This is a genomic window from Yersinia similis, from assembly GCF_001053095.1.
Taxonomy (GTDB): Bacteria; Pseudomonadota; Gammaproteobacteria; order Enterobacterales; family Enterobacteriaceae; genus Yersinia; species Yersinia similis.
Genome location: NZ_CGBP01000013.1, coordinates 23,682 through 40,212 on the forward strand (window position 1 = coordinate 23,682; position 16,531 = coordinate 40,212).

Genomic DNA, 16,531 nt, shown 5'->3' on the forward strand with positions numbered 1-16,531 from the left:
TACCCTAATTCAGATGTTAACCGGCTCCGCACGGCTACTGCGCTTACCATCTGGGCTGGTGGAACGGATCATCACATCACCGCTGACAGTGGGTTGCGCTTTAGCATCATACTTCTGCCATTGTTTACCTCCATCAGTGGAGTACTCAATAAGGAGGCCTGGCAAGGAAATATTGGCTTCTAACTGCCCTGCAACCACTCTGGCCCCCGGTACTGGCAAGCGGTAAGCAACACCCGCTTTATCCAGTTTTGCCAGTTCACGTTGCCCCATAATGTTAGAGAAACGCTGCCAATCCGTGCTTAATGCCTGGGTATCGACCCACTTAGTCTCGCCACCTTTATATTCACGACCCGCCTTATAGTCCTGCTCCCAAGATGCGCGATGCCATGCACGCTCAGCCAGCGGTAACACACGAGGGAAGGCCATGTACTCCATCTGCTCATCAGTTCGTACCGTTTCATTCCAAGACTGACCGGAGATACCCTGTACACCCGGCCAGGGTTTATCACTCTTCGCACTAAAATGATTACCATCGCGATCAACCGAGGTTTCAGCGTTCTGTGGCATGTTGTCAGGTGCGAAACTGAACACCTTGGCTTCATCGCTAAAGCGCGTCGCCCAGTAGTAACCCCGTTCACTTGGGTTAACTTCATACGGCATATCGAAGTAGACATAATCCGGATTAGAGGCAATGACTTCATAACCTTTATTGGCCCAATCGTTGACGGAGTCAGCGCCACCCCAGTAGAGGGTATCCCAGAAGTTGACGCCAACACGCTTGGTAGCAAACGCGCTCGCATCTTTGGCATCTCTCAGACCATCCTGCCAGGCCTGCATTTTTTCGATACCGTGTGCATTAACCAGTTTGCTGACTTCAATGGCGAAGTAGCTGGAAAGATGAGCAATATCTTGAACTTTGCCTTGCTTGACCATGTCCTGACAAACCTGAGATTTCGCCCACGGTTTATCTTCAATGCTCATATCGATGATGCCTTTACCTGGCTCAATTTTGCCATTCTTATCCTGATAACCCGCCCCCAGACGGATGTTTTTTGCCTCATCGCCCCCGAAATGCCAGGTGGTCAGCGGCATACCGGCCTCTTTGTGCATCTGCGCCATTTCACCAATGACTTTGTCGACAAAGTGCTTAGAAGAGTCAAGGCAAGGATTCAGGTAACTTTTACGCTCATAGAACTGTACTGATGTGGTATTCGAGTCATCAGTCGGATCAACCAGACGGAACTCATTGGCTTCTTTCTCTTTACCCTGTTTCATCAAATTGTTATAACGTGCTTCCATCGATACCACAGCAGCGCGAGCGTGAGCCGGTATATCGATTTCAGGAATGACATCAATTTGGCGCGCTTTGGCATATTTCAGAATATCGATGTAATCAGCGCGAGTGAAATAACCGCTCCCCAGATTATTGTTCTCGGGGCCAGAGCCTAGCTGTGGTAGCAAACAGGTGGTTTCAGTCAAATCATGGCAACGCTGGCTACCGACATCCGTCAACTCAGGCAGGCCGGGGATCTCAATGCGCCAGCCTTCATCATCACTCAGATGGAAGTGGAATTTGTTCAGTTTATAAGCTGACATTTGCTCCAGTAAACGCAGGACTGCGGCTTTGGTTTTGAAGTTACGCCCCACGTCGAGGGAGACGCCTCGGTAGTCAAAACGCGGAGCATCTTTCGCATCAAGGGTGGCTATCGTCTTGCTCCCCTCGACAGGTACCAAGGAAAGGATAGATTGCAGGCCATAGAACGCACCGGCCTGATCAAAACCGATCACCTGTGCGCCCTTCTCGCCAATCTTCAGTTCATACGCCCCGGACACTGCGTGATCACCGCTGAAGGCTGTTGGCTGAATTGATGCTTTAATCGGATAGCCCGTCGCGCTTAGCGTCAGGCCAAGCAATTCAAAACGTTGCTGTATGGCATCAGAGGCCGGTTTGGGTAGCACACTCAATTCCAGCGCCACACCTTGACTCAGAACTGCATCTTGCGGATAAACCTTAACATCCAGTGGTGTTGGAATAATCTGCCCACGCAGGTTAGCCGCAGAGAGTGTTTTTACTGCTTCGTTTTTGACGAAACGTGATTCTGGCGTCATCAGCACATTATTATCGTCTTTGGTACGCTTCCACTGGTCACCGGTAAACGGCGTCAGATATGCGTTAATGTCTTCCGTATCAGTACTGACCAGAACTTTTGGCTTGGCATCGCCCGAGGTTGCATACCAGCGCGGCATAAAATCAGTGGCGAATAACTGCCAATATTCCCCCGTAATCGGGATTTCAATCGTCTGATCGGCAGGGAAACTAGCAAACTTGGCGGTTGGTTCAATTTTGTGCAGATCACCGGTCAGGTGAGTAACCTTAAACTGATCGTTATCCACAGCTAAAATCATACGGATACTGTGAAAATAAATTGCCCAGTCTTGGCCTTTAATCTCATCCCCGGTGTTGGTCAGCGTTATCATGACCTTATTACAAGATGCCCAATCAGCACCCAATTTGGCGCAATCAACGCCATTATCAGCAGCACGGTTATCCAATAATTTATAGTTAACTTTCAAGGTACTGAGTTGGTCAACAATTTGCTGATTGGTGGTGCTACCATTCGCGTAGCCAATCAAGCCAAAGGTAGCCGTGATGGCCGCCAACGCATTTAACTTAAATTTGTTCATTACTAACCTCATCCATAATTAATAACTATTGGTGGCAGGCGTGCTGCTATCGGAGTTTTTTATTACGAAACCTGTTCCCGTTGTTCCGAGATTAATTGCCACGCAATGATAGCGCCGAATTCCCTGCCAAAGTTTCCTACACTGCGCCTTATAGGCCTGACCGTTACCGGCATAGGCTGCATCAATGCAACGCGGGTCATCTCATTTTCGAGCCATCCAGCAACGATGGTTATATCCCCAGCATCACTGCCGGGGAGGGTGACCAAAATCAGAAGATGGTAAATGGTGCAATTACGATAAATTTAACGTCTTTTTCATCCTGGAAGACGTTACCGAACCCACCGCCATAACTTGGGATATTGGTGTGGTTGTCATACATGGTGTAGTGCAGTTTGAAGAGAGTCCCTTTTGCCCGGCCTTCTTGCAGAGTATAGAGAACGTCAAAGTTCCATGCTGATTCTTTCAGACGAGTATTCTGGTCAAATTTTGGATTGGTGCCTGGCTTCGCATCCCAACCATATGCATAGGAGGTCCCTACCGACCAGCCAGCCATATTCCAATTTTTAAGGTCATACATCACACCACCAAACAGCGCTTTTTCACCGTTGGCGTTGAAGTCAGAACGGGAATCCCACCATACATCTAAACGACCATTTGACGTGGCATAGCCTGGAGTCATACGTTGCAGGAAGTAACCTTGGTTGCCATCAGCTTTAGCCCAGGTCCCTTCCAGACGTAGGTCAAATGGACCGGCGGTGTAACCCAGCGTCAGCGCTTGTAGCCAAGCTAACCCATCGTAGACATCATTAGCATTGCTCGCGCCGCCATCAACTTTGTCTTTTGCACCATAGAATTGGTAAGTGGTGCGCAGATCATTACCGGCAACCGGGAAAGCATAGGACGCTTTAGCAAAGTACTGGTCCATATAATCTTTAGCCTGGCCAAAAGCAGCTTCCATCACCAGATTATTTTTAAAGTCGTATTTAGCACCGAGTGAATGCAGGTAGCTCACACCGGTCAGGCCATCCGCTTGGCGGAAGTTATACATATTTTGGTACCACGGCGCTTTATACTCATCGGTCCACATGTAAGACATGGACAACGCACCGGCAGTATCAAAATCAAATTTCGCGCCACCTTCAGCGCCACGGTACGTCCCTGGCATAAAACTCCAGTGTGGTGCTAACAGTGTCTGCCCCGTTGGCTGGATATACCCCCCGCGCGCCCAGAAATCGCCTAATTTAAATTTGGCTGCGGCTTTATAAACACTGACACCACTCTTGTCACCGGTCCACTTTTCATCCCAGCGGGTTTTGGCATCACTGAAACCAATTTCGTTTGGTGCTGCCGGGCCGCTATTCGACATTTCAACCGCGCCAAATGCCGCTAAATCGATACCGAACATGTCCGCAGCATAGCCCGAAGAGAAATTTAAATTAGCGTTAAAGGTCGAGTGATGCAGGTTAGCGACATATTTGCCGTACTCTGGGCTGGTTGGCGTCATATCCTTACGATCACGCTGTCGCTGCCAATAATAAATCCCGCCAGTCAGGGATGAATCATCAATAAAACCTTCAGCCCTGGCCTCTGGGGCCGCCATAAATCCAGTTCCTAACAATGCACCCGCGACGGCGAGCGCTAACGTTTTATGTTTAGCCTTGTGTGCAGCAATATGACAGTGCGTAACCATATAAAAAATTCCTCTTTGACATCACATTTGAAGTGCGTTGCCTGAGTCCACCACAGCTCACAGACTTCGCCTTAAAAACCCTAAGTGGGTAAAATTTTTGCTGAGGGTTATCCCCATCAGCGCTTACTTTTAAAAAGTGTGCTGTTAAAAAAACGTATCGCTTAAAAAGTGCATCACTTAAAAAGCGTATTGTTTAAGAATCATGTTATTTAAAAATGGGGCTGTTTAACGCCTTGCTGAAACACAGACTATTTTTCGCGACGCGAATTATCAATCAAAAATAGATATATATATTCAAAGTATGACAATGAGCACATAACCATAAAAAAACATTATTGTATTTATGTTATTAAAAAACCTCACATATTTAATCAACAATCTTCTCTCATTGATTTTTTTAATCACTAAAATTTACCCAATAAAATATAAAAGAGTTCACTAAAAATAGTATTTTTACCCAGTTAATTCGCAAAGCGAATATTTAATAAAGACTTACAGATAATGCATTTAATTAAATAAGAATGGGTAATATGTCGTCATTGACCAGTGAATAAAAAATAAAGAGGGGGAAAATAGAAGGCTGGAACGGGGGGTTTAATAAACAAAGCAGAGACGGTTTGTCAGATACAAAAAAGGCGTGGACTGTGCCACGCCAATTGAATCTGAGGGCGAAAGCTTAATGAGTTGCTTTCGCCGCCCAAGTATCACGTAAGCCTACAGTGCGGTTAAACACCAGAGCATCGGGACGTGAATAACGGCTATCAGCACAGAAATAACCTTCACGCTCAAACTGATAGGTTTTATCTGATACCGCATCAGCCAGACTTGGCTCAACAAAGCCCTGACGGATAACCAAAGACTCAGGGTTGATGGTTGACAGGAAGTCTTCCGCCGCTGCTGGGTTTGGTACGTTAAACAAGCGATCGTATAAACGGATCTCCGCAGGCAGTGCATGGGCAACAGAAACCCAATGAATAACCCCTTTAACTTTACGACCATCAGCAGGATCTTTGTTTAATGTCTCTGCGTCATAGCTGCAATAAAGTGTCGTAACATTGCCTTCTGCATCTTTCTCAACACGTTCAGCTTTGATCACATAGGCATTACGCAAACGCACTTCTTTGCCCAAGACCAAGCGCTTATATTGCTTGTTGGCTTCTTCGCGGAAATCAGCCCGATCAATGTAGATTTCGCTATCGAATGGCACCTGACGGCTCCCCATTTCTGGGTTATTCGGGTGGTTTGGCATGGTCAGCCACTCTTCACCCGCCGCGCGATTTTCGATAACCACCTTAATCGGGTCAAGCACGGCCATCGCCCGTGGCGCATGTTCGTTCAGATCATCACGGATACAAGATTCCAGTGACATCATTTCGACATTGTTATCCTGCTTGGTGACACCAATACGGCGGCAGAATTCACGGATAGAAGCCGCAGTATAACCACGACGGCGCAGGCCAGAAATGGTCGGCATACGTGGATCATCCCACCCCTCAACAACCTTCTCTATGACCAACTGGTTCAGCTTACGCTTAGACATGATGGTATATTCGAGGTTCAGGCGGGAGAACTCGTACTGACGTGGATGGCATTCAATCGAGATATTATCCAGAACCCAATCATACAAGCGACGGTTATCCTGGAACTCCAACGTACACAATGAATGCGTGATCCCCTCCAGCGCATCGGAAATGCAATGGGTGAAGTCATACATTGGGTAGATACACCACTTATTGCCAGACTGGTGATGTTCTGCAAATTTGATGCGGTACAGCACAGGGTCACGCATCACAATGAACGGTGACGCCATATCAATTTTGGCCCGTAAGCAGGCTTTGCCTTCAGCAAAACCACCTGCGCGCATCTTTTCAAACAACACCAGATTCTCTTCTACACTGCGGTCACGATATGGGCTATTTTTACCCGGCGCAGTCAATGTGCCACGATATTCGCGCATCTGCTCGGGTGTCAGCTCATCCACATATGCGAGCCCCTTGTTAATCAACTCCACAGCGTACTGATACAGTTGATCAAAGTAGTCTGAGGAATAGCGTATATCACCACTCCAAGTGAAGCCCAGCCACTCTACGTCGTGTTTAATTGACTCGACGAACTCGACATCTTCTTTCACTGGGTTAGTGTCATCAAAGCGTAGATTACATTGGCCCTGATAATCTTCAGCAATACCAAAATTCAGGCAAATAGATTTTGCATGGCCGATATGCAGATAGCCGTTAGGCTCTGGCGGAAAACGGGTATGAACCGACGTGTGTTTACCGCTGGCTAAATCTTCGTCAATAATTTGACGGATAAAATTACTTGGGCGGGCTTCTGCCTCACTCATTGTTCTATTCCTCAATGCAAACGCAACAAACATAACCGCATATAATCCAACAAGCCCGGCCCGGAAACAACCGTTTGTTACGGCAAACAAAACAAAAAAACGGGAAGAGATCGCTCTCTTCCCGTTGGTTCGATTAAAATTCAGATCGGTTATTCAGCACACCTGTACGTTATCGCCCTGAATCTCAAACGGAATACGCTTCATTTTAAACAAATTATTTGCCACGAATCTCAAATAATTGGCTTTGACCGGCAACAACTGAACCACTCGCCAACAGCGAGATCCCCGCGTAGTCATCAATATTACTGACGACCACTGGGCTGATCATAGAATGCGCATTGGCATTCAGATAAGCCAGATCCAGTTCTAACACCGGCTGACCAGCAACCACCGTCGTCCCCTCTTCAACTAAACGGGTAAAGCCCTGGCCGTTGAGCTTCACGGTATCAATCCCGATATGAACCACAATCTCAGCACCGGTTTCAGTTTCCAGGCAGAACGCATGATCAGTATTGAAGATTTTAACGATAGTGCCGCTAGCAGGAGAAACAACCATTTTTTCAGTAGGACGGATAGCGACCCCCTCACCTACCGCTTTGCTGGCAAAAGCTTCATCAGGAACCTGCTCCAATGGCACAATATCACCGGTAATCGGCGCAACCAAGACTAAAGAAGCTGTTTTCGCGGTGTTAATAACCGCCTGCGGTCTTGCACCAGCAGGTGCAGCATTGCTGCTTGCCGCGGGAATAGGCCCCCCCGCCAGCACCGTGTGCATTGCTGCAGCAATCAGTTCTGCGCGAGTACCAACAATAATTTGTACACTTTGCTTATTCAGACGAATAACACCAGAAGCCCCTAAGCGTTTGGCTACACTATCATTAACCAAGGCTGAATCTTTAACATTCAGACGCAGGCGGGTAATGCAGGCATCAATGGCAGTCAGGTTGTCTGAACCACCGATGGCACCGATATAACGACGAGCAAGGCCATTGATTTCACTTTCATTCACTGCTGGCGTTTTATCAACATTCACGTCGTAACCATCTTCTTCACTGCCTTCAACCGCCAGCTCACGGCCAGGTGTCAACAAGTTGAATTTCTGGATAGTGAAACGGAATACCAGATAGTAAATCACAAAGAATATCAGACCTTGTGGGATAAGCATGTACCATTGCGTAGCCAACGGGTTACGGGAAGAGAGCACCATATCCACTAAACCGGCGCTGAAACCAAAGCCCGCGATCCAATGCATGCTGGCGGCGATGAACACGGAAATACCGGTCAGCACGGCGTGCAAGAAGTACAGTACAGGTGCCACAAACATGAAGGAGAATTCAAGAGGCTCTGTGATACCCGTGAAGAAGGCTGCAAATGCCCCCGCCATCATGATACCAGCCACTTTTGCTTTATTTTCTGGACGTGCGCAGTGGTAAATTGCCAACGCAGCCCCCGGTAAACCAAACATCATAATTGGGAAGAAACCTGCCTGATAACGGCCGGTGATACCGACAATAGCGGTGCCTTTATTGATCGACTCTTGGCCGCCGAGGAAGTTAGGGATATCGTTAATCCCAGCGACGTCAAACCAGAACACTGAGTTCAGGGCGTGATGCAGACCAACAGGGATCAGTAAGCGGTTGAAGAAGGCATAAATGCCCGCACCAACAGAACCCAAATCTTTGATGTATTCACCGAAAGTCACTAATGCGTTATAAATCAGCGGCCATACGTACATCAGAATAAAGGCCACGGCGATCATCAGGAAGGACGTCAAGATTGGAACCAAACGACGACCACTGAAGAAAGAGAGCGCTTTTGGCAGTTCAACGCCGCTGAAACGGTTATAAAGCTCAGCAGAGATAATACCTACCAAAATACCTACAAACTGGTTTTCGATTTTGCCAAATGCAGTAGGGACTTGATCAAGTGGAATCTGTTTGATCATCGAAACCGCCGCTGGTGAACACAGCGTGGTTAATACCAGGAAACCGACAAAACCGGTCAATGCCGCAGCACCGTCTTTATCTTTTGACATACCGTAAGCAACACCAATTGCGAACAGCACCGACATGTTGTCGATTATTGCTGCACCAGATTTGATGAATAATGCCGCCAGCGCATTCTCAGCCCCCCAACCGGCCGGGTCTATCCAGTAGCCTACACCCATCAATATCGCGGCCGCAGGCAGTGTGGCCACTGGGACCATCAACGCTCGACCTACTCTTTGTAAGTAACCAAGAATACTCATCTTTCCCCCTGTTCGTCCGATATCGGACCCTTATAAGTAGTTTATTTGAAACGCTCACTACCTTTTAGAAAAGTGCATGGCACACATTACAGAACTGCATGATATGCACTTATTTATTTACATCACGTATTACTCATATTGGAGTGTAAAAAAATTATTTCGTAACGCAAATTAAAACCCCCTGTTTTGTGATAAATATCACCAAAACCCAGAGAAAAAATACCAACACACTAGCCATGAGGCAAAACTTATTTTATCATTCGAAAAATGAACAAAGCATCATACCAACGCATGAGTCAGAATCTGAGTTACGCTTACCTGGATGATTCAAACCGCGTTAGGCATAGCCACTATTAGCAATCAAAATAGCCACTATTAGCAATCAAAGAGGTGCACGATGAGACTTATCCCACTGAAAAATACTGCCGAAGTTGGTAAATGGGCCGCTCGCCATATTGTGAATCGCATCAATGCGTTTAAACCCACAGCTGAACGTCCGTTTATTCTGGGTCTGCCAACGGGCGGCACACCTATGGAGGCGTATAAGAATTTGATTGCGATGCATAAAGCGGGCGAAGTCAGCTTCAAGCACGTGGTGACATTCAACATGGATGAGTACGTTGGCTTGCCGGAAGAGCATCCAGAAAGCTACTACACCTTCATGCACACTAATTTTTTTGATCACGTTGATATCCCGGCTGAAAACATTAACCTGTTAAATGGTAACGCGGCGGATATCGATGCAGAATGCCGCCGTTATGAAGAAAAAATCAAGTCTTACGGTAAAATTCACCTGTTCATGGGCGGCGTGGGGGTTGATGGTCATATCGCATTTAATGAACCGGCCTCTTCTCTGGCCTCACGTACCCGAATCAAAACCCTGACACAAGAAACCCGCATAGCGAACTCCCGTTTCTTTGGTGGTGATGCAAATCTCGTGCCGAAATATGCGTTAACGGTTGGGGTAGGTACTTTGCTCGATGCAGAGGAAGTGATGATTCTGGTGACTGGCCATGGTAAAGCACAAGCCTTGCAAGCCGCCGTTGAAGGGAGCATCAACCACATGTGGACCATCAGTTGCCTGCAACTGCATGCCAAAGCCATCATGGTGTGCGATGAACCTTCCACGATGGAACTGAAAGTCAAAACCGTGAAATATTTCCGCGAATTAGAAGCTGAAAACGTAAAAGATCTTTAATTATTATTAGGGGGCTCAGATGTACGCTTTAACTCACGGCCGTATTTATACCAGCCATGAAGTACTGGATAATCATGCTGTTGTCGTCGCTGATGGATTGATCGAACGTATCTGTCCTGTCGATGAACTTCCGGCGGGTATTGAGATACGCGATTTGGGCGGTGCCATTCTGGCTCCCGGTTTTATTGATGTTCAGCTCAATGGCTGCGGTGGTGTGCAGTTCAATGATTCTCTTGAGGCTATCTCAGAAGAGACTTTGGATATCATGCAACGAGCCAATGAAAAATCAGGTTGTACCAGCTTCCTGCCAACACTGATTACCTGCAGCGATGAATTTATGAAGCACGGCGTTGATGTCATGCGTTTATATCTGCAAAAAAACCAGCATCAGGCGCTCGGCTTGCACCTTGAAGGGCCTTATATCAGCCCACTGAAGAAAGGCACCCACAATCCGGCCTTTATCCGTAAGCCCAGTTCTGAAATGATTGACTATCTGTGCACCAATGCCGATGTGATAACCAAACTCACTCTGGCACCTGAAATGGTTGATCCTAAATATATACAGCAGCTCACAGAAGCAGGTATTTTGGTTTCTGCCGGGCACTCGAACGCAACCTATCAGCAAGCCCGTAGAGGGTTTACCGCCGGTATCCGTTTTGCGACCCACCTTTATAATGCAATGCCGTATATTTCGGGGCGTGAACCGGGCCTTGTTGGGGCCATTTTTGATACGCCAGACATTTACACTGGCGTGATTGCCGATGGCCTGCATGTTGACTGGGCCAATATTCGCAATGCTAAGCGCCTGAAAGGCGAAAAACTGGTGCTGGTAACCGATGCCACTGCGCCTGCCGGTGCTGAAATTGAACAATTTATTTTTGCTGGCAAAACAATATACTATCGCGATGGTTTATGTGTGGATGAAAATGGCACATTAAGCGGTTCGGCACTAACCATGATTGAAGCAGTGCAAAACAGCGTCGAACATGTTGGTATCGCGCTGGATGAAGCCCTGCGTATGGCAACACTTTATGCGGCCCGCGCCATTGGTGTGGATAAACAGTTAGGAAGTATTGAAGTCGGCAAAGTTGCCAACCTGACTGCCTTTACCCGCGATTATAAAATCACTAAAACCATCGTTAATGGCAACGAGGTTTTATCATAAGCGAGTAACTTTATTGATGAGCACCGGCGGACAAGCACAAATTGGTAACGTGGATCTGGTAAAACAACTCAATGGAGCCGTGGTTTACCGGCTAATTGATCAGCAAGGCCCGATTTCTCGCATACAGATTGCCGATCTCAGCCAGCTAGCACCCGCCAGTGTCACCAAAATCACTCGACAATTGTTGGAGCGTGGGCTGATCAAAGAGGTCGATCAACAAGCCTCCACCGGGGGGCGTCGCGCTATTTCTATCGTGACGGAAAACCGCCCGTTCCATACCGTTGCAGTCCGTTTAGGTCGCAATGATGCCACAATCACCCTATTTGATATGAGCGGTAAATCACTGGGTGAAGAGCACTATGCCCTGCCAGAACGAACACAAGAAACGCTGGAACACGCCTTATTTAATATCATCAGTCAGTTTATTGACGCCTATCAGCGTAAATTACGTGAACTGATTGCCATCGCGGTTATCCTGCCTGGGCTGGTTGAGCAAAGCAAAGGTATCGTGCGTTATATGCCGCATATTAGTGTCAGTAACTGGCCGTTAGTCGATAATCTACAAGCGCGCTTTAACGTCACTAGTTTTGTTGGTCACGATATCCGCAGTCTGGCATTAGCTGAGCATTATTTTGGTGCAACCCGTGACTGTGAAGACTCCATTTTGGTTCGTCTCCATCGGGGTACGGGTGCCGGTATTATCGTTAACAGCCAAATATTTTTAGGCAGCAACGGCAACGTTGGCGAGATAGGCCATATTCAGATTGATCCATTGGGTGATCGCTGTTATTGCGGTAACTTTGGTTGTCTGGAAACCGTGGCATCCAACGCCGCGATTGAAAACCGCGTCAGGCACCTCCTCACCCAGGGTTATCCAAGTAAGTTGTCTCTCGATGATTGCCATATTGGTGCTATCTGTAAGGCCGCAAACCGTGGTGACTTGCTAGCCTGCGAAGTGATTGAACATGTTGGTCGCTACTTGGGGAAAGCCATTGCTATCACCATCAACTTGTTCAATCCACAAAAAGTGGTGATTGCCGGTGAAATTATTGAAGCCGAGAAAATCCTGCTACCCGCCATTCAGGGTTGCATTAATACGCAAGTTTTGAAAAACTTCCGCCAAAACCTGCCGATAGTGACATCACAACTTAACCACCAGTCGGCTATCGGCGCTTTCGCACTGGCTAAGCGCGCTATGCTGAATGGTGTCTTGCTGCAACGTTTGCTAGAAACTCACCCGTAGGTTGAAAGAAACTGTCATGGCCACAGCCATGTTATAGTGACCTATTGCCGCGCTAAATGAGTAATATAAACAATGACAATCAAAAGCGTTATTTGCGATATCGATGGGGTGTTATTACATGACAACACCGCCATCAAGGGTGCCAATGACTTTTTAGCCCGTATCCAGGATGCTGGAATGCCACTGGTGATCCTAACCAACTACCCATCCCAGACGGCGCAAGATCTGGCTAACCGCTTTATCACTGCCGGGCTTGATGTCCCGGAAAGCGCGTTTTATACCTCAGCTATGGCAACGGCTGACTTTTTACGCCGTCAGGATGGTAAAAAAGCCTATGTTATTGGTGAAGGTGCTTTGGTTCACGAACTCTATAAAGCTGGCTTTACTATCACCGATATCAATCCTGATTTTGTTATTGTCGGTGAAACGCGTTCTTATAACTGGGACATGATGCATAAAGCGGCCTATTTTGTTGCCAATGGTGCGCGTTTTATTGCCACTAACCCAGATAGCCATGGCCACGGTTTTGCCCCTGCCTGTGGTGCTCTATGCGCGCCTATTGAAAAAATATCAGGCCGTAAACCGTTTTATGTCGGTAAGCCAAGTCCGTGGATCATCCGTGCTGCGCTGAATAAAATGCAGGCGCATTCTGAAAGCACCGTGATTGTCGGCGATAATTTACGTACTGATATTTTAGCGGGCTTCCAGGCCGGTCTGGAGACGATTCTGGTCTTATCCGGAGTCTCAACCCTTACTGATATCGAAGCCATGCCGTTCCGTCCAAGCTACGTTTACCCCTCGGTTGCCGACATCGATATTATCTAAGCTCTGCTGGCGGTTACGGCCGCCACGCTTTTTTGGCCTCACTCCCCTTTTTAGTGCAATGCACCAAATTCTCTTGCCATCACGCCCCATTTTGGCGCACTTTCTTTTTATGCTCTCACAACCGCGCCAGCTATAGCGACAAATCATTGGCTCTGTAAATTGGCGTGTTTTTTGCATTATTTTTACAAATTATGCGTTTTACACGTTCATTCGTTTTACAGGTTATTTAGACAATTACATCGTCATGGGGCCAAGCTTGTATTAATCGACAGCAAACGGTCAAAAAGCCCCCGGCGATGATAACTCAATGTCAATATCATCACCGCCAAAGCAGAGACGTTAGGGAGATTATTATGTGTTCTATTTTCGGGGTTTTAGAACTTAAAACTGACCCCATTGAATTACGCAAGAAAGCGCTAGAAATGTCACGTTTGATGCGTCACCGTGGCCCAGACTGGTTTGGTGTATGGGCGAATGATAAAGCCATTCTCGCCCATGAGCGCTTATCTATTGTTGACGTCAATACCGGCGCCCAGCCGCTGTATAATGCTGCCCACACACATATCTTGGCCGTGAATGGTGAAATTTATAATCATCAAGCATTACGTCAGCAATATAGCGAACGTTACGCCTTCCAGACAGGTTCAGACTGTGAAGTTATTCTGGCGCTGTATCAAGAAAAAGGGCCAGCGTTTCTCGATGACCTGCAAGGGATGTTTGCCTTCGTCCTATACGATACAGAGAAAGACGCCTACCTGATCGGCCGTGACCATTTAGGTATTATCCCGCTGTATATGGGCCACGACGAACACGGCAATATGTTTGTGGCTTCGGAAATGAAAGCCTTGGTGCCAGTTTGCCGCACCATAAAAGAATTCCCCGCTGGCAGCTATTTGTGGAGTCAAGATGGCGAGATCCGCGAATACTATCATCGCGATTGGTTTGATTACGACAACGTCAGAGACAACGTAACCGACAAAATTCAGCTTGCCAACGCATTGGAAGATGCGGTTAAAAGCCATCTGATGTCCGATGTCCCTTATGGGGTATTACTGTCTGGTGGCCTGGATTCATCCGTTATCTCTGCTATCACCAAAAAATTTGCAGCCCGCCGTGTAGAAGATAATGAACGCAGCGAAGCCTGGTGGCCACAACTGCACTCCTTCGCCGTTGGTTTGATTGGCTCACCCGATTTACGCGCAGCGCAAGAAGTCGCTAACCACTTAGGCACGGTACACCATGAAATTCATTTCACCGTGCAGGAAGGGCTGGATGCCATCCGCGATGTGATTTATCACATCGAAACCTATGATGTGACCACTATCCGCGCCTCAACGCCGATGTACCTGATGTCACGTAAAATCAAAGCCATGGGCATCAAAATGGTGCTATCTGGTGAGGGTTCTGACGAAGTCTTCGGTGGATATCTCTATTTCCACAAAGCGCCAAACGCCAAAGAATTACATGAAGAAACCGTACGTAAACTGTTAGCTCTCCATATGTATGACTGCGCCCGCGCCAACAAAGCAATGTCAGCCTGGGGCGTTGAAGCCCGCGTACCCTTCCTGGATAAAAACTTCTTGGATGTCGCCATGCGTATCAATCCACAAGATAAAATGTGCGGCAATGGAAAAATGGAGAAACATATCCTGCGCGAATGTTTCGAATCTTACCTACCACACAGCGTCGCCTGGCGTCAGAAAGAACAATTCTCTGATGGCGTTGGCTATAGCTGGATTGACACATTGAAAGAAAAAGCAGCCGAGCAAGTCACTGACCAACAGATGGAAACCGCTCATTTCCGTTTCCCGTACAACACACCTGGCTCGAAAGAGGGGTATTTGTACCGTGAGATTTTTGAAGAGCTGTTCCCACTACCAAGTGCGGCGGAATGTGTCCCTGGCGGCCCCTCTGTTGCCTGTTCATCAGCTAAAGCCATTGAATGGGATGAATCATTCAAAAATATGGATGACCCATCAGGCCGTGCGGTTGGCGTCCATCAGGATGCTTACAAATAATTGAACACGATGAACGGGGTTACCCCCGGTTCAGACTGCTGACAAAGTTAAATTAAAGGGGAAGCGGGCCGTTAGGACGTAATGGCGTAAGCCACCGAAGTGCCCAGGATGCGCTCCCCCCTTCACTCACTGAGCCATCAACCGCGGTCTAGATAATAGAGCCTGGATAGCATAGCAAGGTCGCCCCTGGGGCGGCCTTATTTTTTACGTAACCCAACGGACCGAAGACCAACCTCTTCTTTGCCAATGAGTGATATACGCCAAAGATTATTTTTGTTGGCAAATTCAACAATCAATCACCATAACTGCTGATTTAATCGCCAGACTGTTCACAAGCCAAACAAATGAACCCTTTCAGCGCTTTTTCGGGAAAAAATTAGTTGACGCAATTCGGCCATATACGCATAATGCGCCCCGCAACGCCGATGAAGGTAATGCGAAAAAAGATGGCTACGTAGCTCAGCTGGTTAGAGCACAGCACTCATAATGCTGGGGTCACAGGTTCGATTCCCGTCGTAGCCACCATCTTTTTGCGGGAGTGGCGAAATTGGTAGACGCACTAGATTTAGGTTCTAGCGCCGCAAGGTGTGCGAGTTCAAGTCTCGCCTCCCGCACCATTATTCGTTCATCGGTTTGTCACAGCGGATGGGATATCGCCAAGCGGTAAGGCACCAGGTTTTGATCCTGGCATTCCCAGGTTCGAATCCTGGTATCCCAGCCATCTTTTTTGATGAGTTGCTGTAGACATAAAGCTGTAGCTGTAGACAAAAATAGAGTGATGCAACAAAAGAATTGTATATCAGTTGGGATATCGCCAAGCGGTAAGGCACCAGGTTTTGATCCTGGCATTCCCAGGTTCGAATCCTGGTATCCCAGCCATACAGTCTTTCGAGCAAAAAAGATTTAAAGATGGCTACGTAGCTCAGCTGGTTAGAGCACAGCACTCATAATGCTGGGGTCACAGGTTCGATTCCCGTCGTAGCCACCATCTTTTGGGGTATCGCCAAGCGGTAAGGCACTGGATTCTGATTCCAGCATTCCGAGGTTCGAATCCTCGTACCCCAGCCAAATTTAGAAAAGCTCGCTTCGGCGGGCTTTTTGCTTTTGAATTGGTT

General features: G+C 47.5%; 9 protein-coding genes, 6 tRNA genes and 1 pseudogene. 11 read left to right on the forward strand and 5 right to left on the reverse strand.

What is annotated here, in order from left to right:
• Positions 1–9: 9 nt before the first annotated feature.
• The 5 genes and pseudogenes from AC971_RS11440 to nagE all read right to left on the reverse strand — a co-directional run bounded on the left by AC971_RS11440 (position 10) and on the right by nagE (position 8,967).
• The gene (locus tag AC971_RS11440; protein WP_025383001.1) at positions 10–2,685 is read right to left on the reverse strand and encodes a beta-N-acetylhexosaminidase; all 2,676 of its coding nucleotides are present in this window, start codon (positions 2,683–2,685) and stop codon (positions 10–12) included.
• A gap of 114 nt (positions 2,686–2,799) precedes the next feature.
• Positions 2,800–2,886 (reverse strand): annotated as a pseudogene (locus AC971_RS25745) (ChiQ/YbfN family lipoprotein); the annotation flags it as partial.
• 67 nt (positions 2,887–2,953) lie between these two features.
• Positions 2,954–4,375 (reverse strand): chitoporin ChiP, encoded by a 1,422-nt coding sequence (gene chiP / locus AC971_RS11445; RefSeq protein WP_025383000.1) that lies wholly within the window; start codon positions 4,373–4,375, stop codon positions 2,954–2,956.
• Positions 4,376–5,051: 676 nt separating this feature from the next.
• Positions 5,052–6,719: a glutamine--tRNA ligase gene (gene glnS / locus AC971_RS11450; protein WP_025382999.1), complete on the reverse strand. Its 1,668-nt coding sequence runs from the start codon at positions 6,717–6,719 to the stop codon at positions 5,052–5,054.
• A 214-nt stretch (positions 6,720–6,933) separates the two neighbouring features.
• Positions 6,934–8,967 carry an N-acetylglucosamine-specific PTS transporter subunit IIBC gene (nagE, locus tag AC971_RS11455; RefSeq protein WP_025382998.1) on the reverse strand — a complete coding sequence of 678 codons (2,034 nt, stop codon included), beginning with the start codon at positions 8,965–8,967 and terminating at the stop codon, positions 6,934–6,936.
• Positions 8,968–9,364: 397 nt separating this feature from the next.
• On the opposite strand from nagE, the gene nagB reads away from it, so the two are divergent.
• From nagB to AC971_RS11510, 11 genes are all read left to right on the forward strand, one after another.
• A complete protein-coding gene (nagB, locus tag AC971_RS11460; RefSeq protein WP_025382997.1) occupies positions 9,365–10,165 on the forward strand; it encodes a glucosamine-6-phosphate deaminase in 801 nt (266 codons plus the stop codon).
• A 19-nt stretch (positions 10,166–10,184) separates the two neighbouring features.
• Positions 10,185–11,330 carry an N-acetylglucosamine-6-phosphate deacetylase gene (nagA, locus tag AC971_RS11465; RefSeq protein ID WP_025382996.1) on the forward strand — a complete coding sequence of 382 codons (1,146 nt, stop codon included), beginning with the start codon at positions 10,185–10,187 and terminating at the stop codon, positions 11,328–11,330.
• Between the two features lie 16 nt (positions 11,331–11,346).
• Positions 11,347–12,573 carry a DNA-binding transcriptional regulator NagC gene (gene nagC / locus AC971_RS11470; RefSeq protein WP_025382995.1) on the forward strand — a complete coding sequence of 409 codons (1,227 nt, stop codon included), beginning with the start codon at positions 11,347–11,349 and terminating at the stop codon, positions 12,571–12,573.
• Positions 12,574–12,645: 72 nt separating this feature from the next.
• A complete protein-coding gene (locus tag AC971_RS11475) occupies positions 12,646–13,398 on the forward strand; it encodes an HAD-IIA family hydrolase (protein ID WP_025382994.1) in 753 nt (250 codons plus the stop codon).
• Between the two features lie 353 nt (positions 13,399–13,751).
• Positions 13,752–15,416 (forward strand): asparagine synthase B, encoded by a 1,665-nt coding sequence (asnB, locus tag AC971_RS11480; RefSeq protein WP_025382993.1) that lies wholly within the window; start codon positions 13,752–13,754, stop codon positions 15,414–15,416.
• A 448-nt stretch (positions 15,417–15,864) separates the two neighbouring features.
• Positions 15,865–15,941 (forward strand) — tRNA-Met (locus tag AC971_RS11485).
• 7 nt (positions 15,942–15,948) lie between these two features.
• Positions 15,949–16,033: transfer RNA gene (locus tag AC971_RS11490), tRNA-Leu, on the forward strand.
• A 29-nt stretch (positions 16,034–16,062) separates the two neighbouring features.
• Positions 16,063–16,137: transfer RNA gene (locus AC971_RS11495), tRNA-Gln, on the forward strand.
• Positions 16,138–16,220: 83 nt separating this feature from the next.
• Positions 16,221–16,295 (forward strand) — tRNA-Gln (locus AC971_RS11500).
• Between the two features lie 32 nt (positions 16,296–16,327).
• Positions 16,328–16,404, forward strand: a tRNA-Met gene (locus AC971_RS11505).
• 5 nt (positions 16,405–16,409) lie between these two features.
• Positions 16,410–16,484 (forward strand) — tRNA-Gln (locus AC971_RS11510).
• The last annotated feature ends 47 nt before the right edge of the window (positions 16,485–16,531 follow it).

Excerpts from the sequence above, each read along its gene's own strand:
- AC971_RS11440 (WP_025383001.1), bottom strand. The coding sequence starts at position 2,685 with ATGAACAAATTTAAGTTAAATGCGTTGGCGGCCATCACGGCTACCTTT.
- chiP (WP_025383000.1), bottom strand. The coding sequence starts at position 4,375 with ATGGTTACGCACTGTCATATTGCTGCACACAAGGCTAAACATAAAACG.
- glnS (WP_025382999.1), bottom strand. The coding sequence starts at position 6,719 with ATGAGTGAGGCAGAAGCCCGCCCAAGTAATTTTATCCGTCAAATTATT.
- nagE (WP_025382998.1), bottom strand. The coding sequence starts at position 8,967 with ATGAGTATTCTTGGTTACTTACAAAGAGTAGGTCGAGCGTTGATGGTC.
- nagB (WP_025382997.1), top strand. The coding sequence starts at position 9,365 with ATGAGACTTATCCCACTGAAAAATACTGCCGAAGTTGGTAAATGGGCC.
- nagA (WP_025382996.1), top strand. The coding sequence starts at position 10,185 with ATGTACGCTTTAACTCACGGCCGTATTTATACCAGCCATGAAGTACTG.
- nagC (WP_025382995.1), top strand. The coding sequence starts at position 11,347 with ATGAGCACCGGCGGACAAGCACAAATTGGTAACGTGGATCTGGTAAAA.
- AC971_RS11475 (WP_025382994.1), top strand. The coding sequence starts at position 12,646 with ATGACAATCAAAAGCGTTATTTGCGATATCGATGGGGTGTTATTACAT.
- asnB (WP_025382993.1), top strand. The coding sequence starts at position 13,752 with ATGTGTTCTATTTTCGGGGTTTTAGAACTTAAAACTGACCCCATTGAA.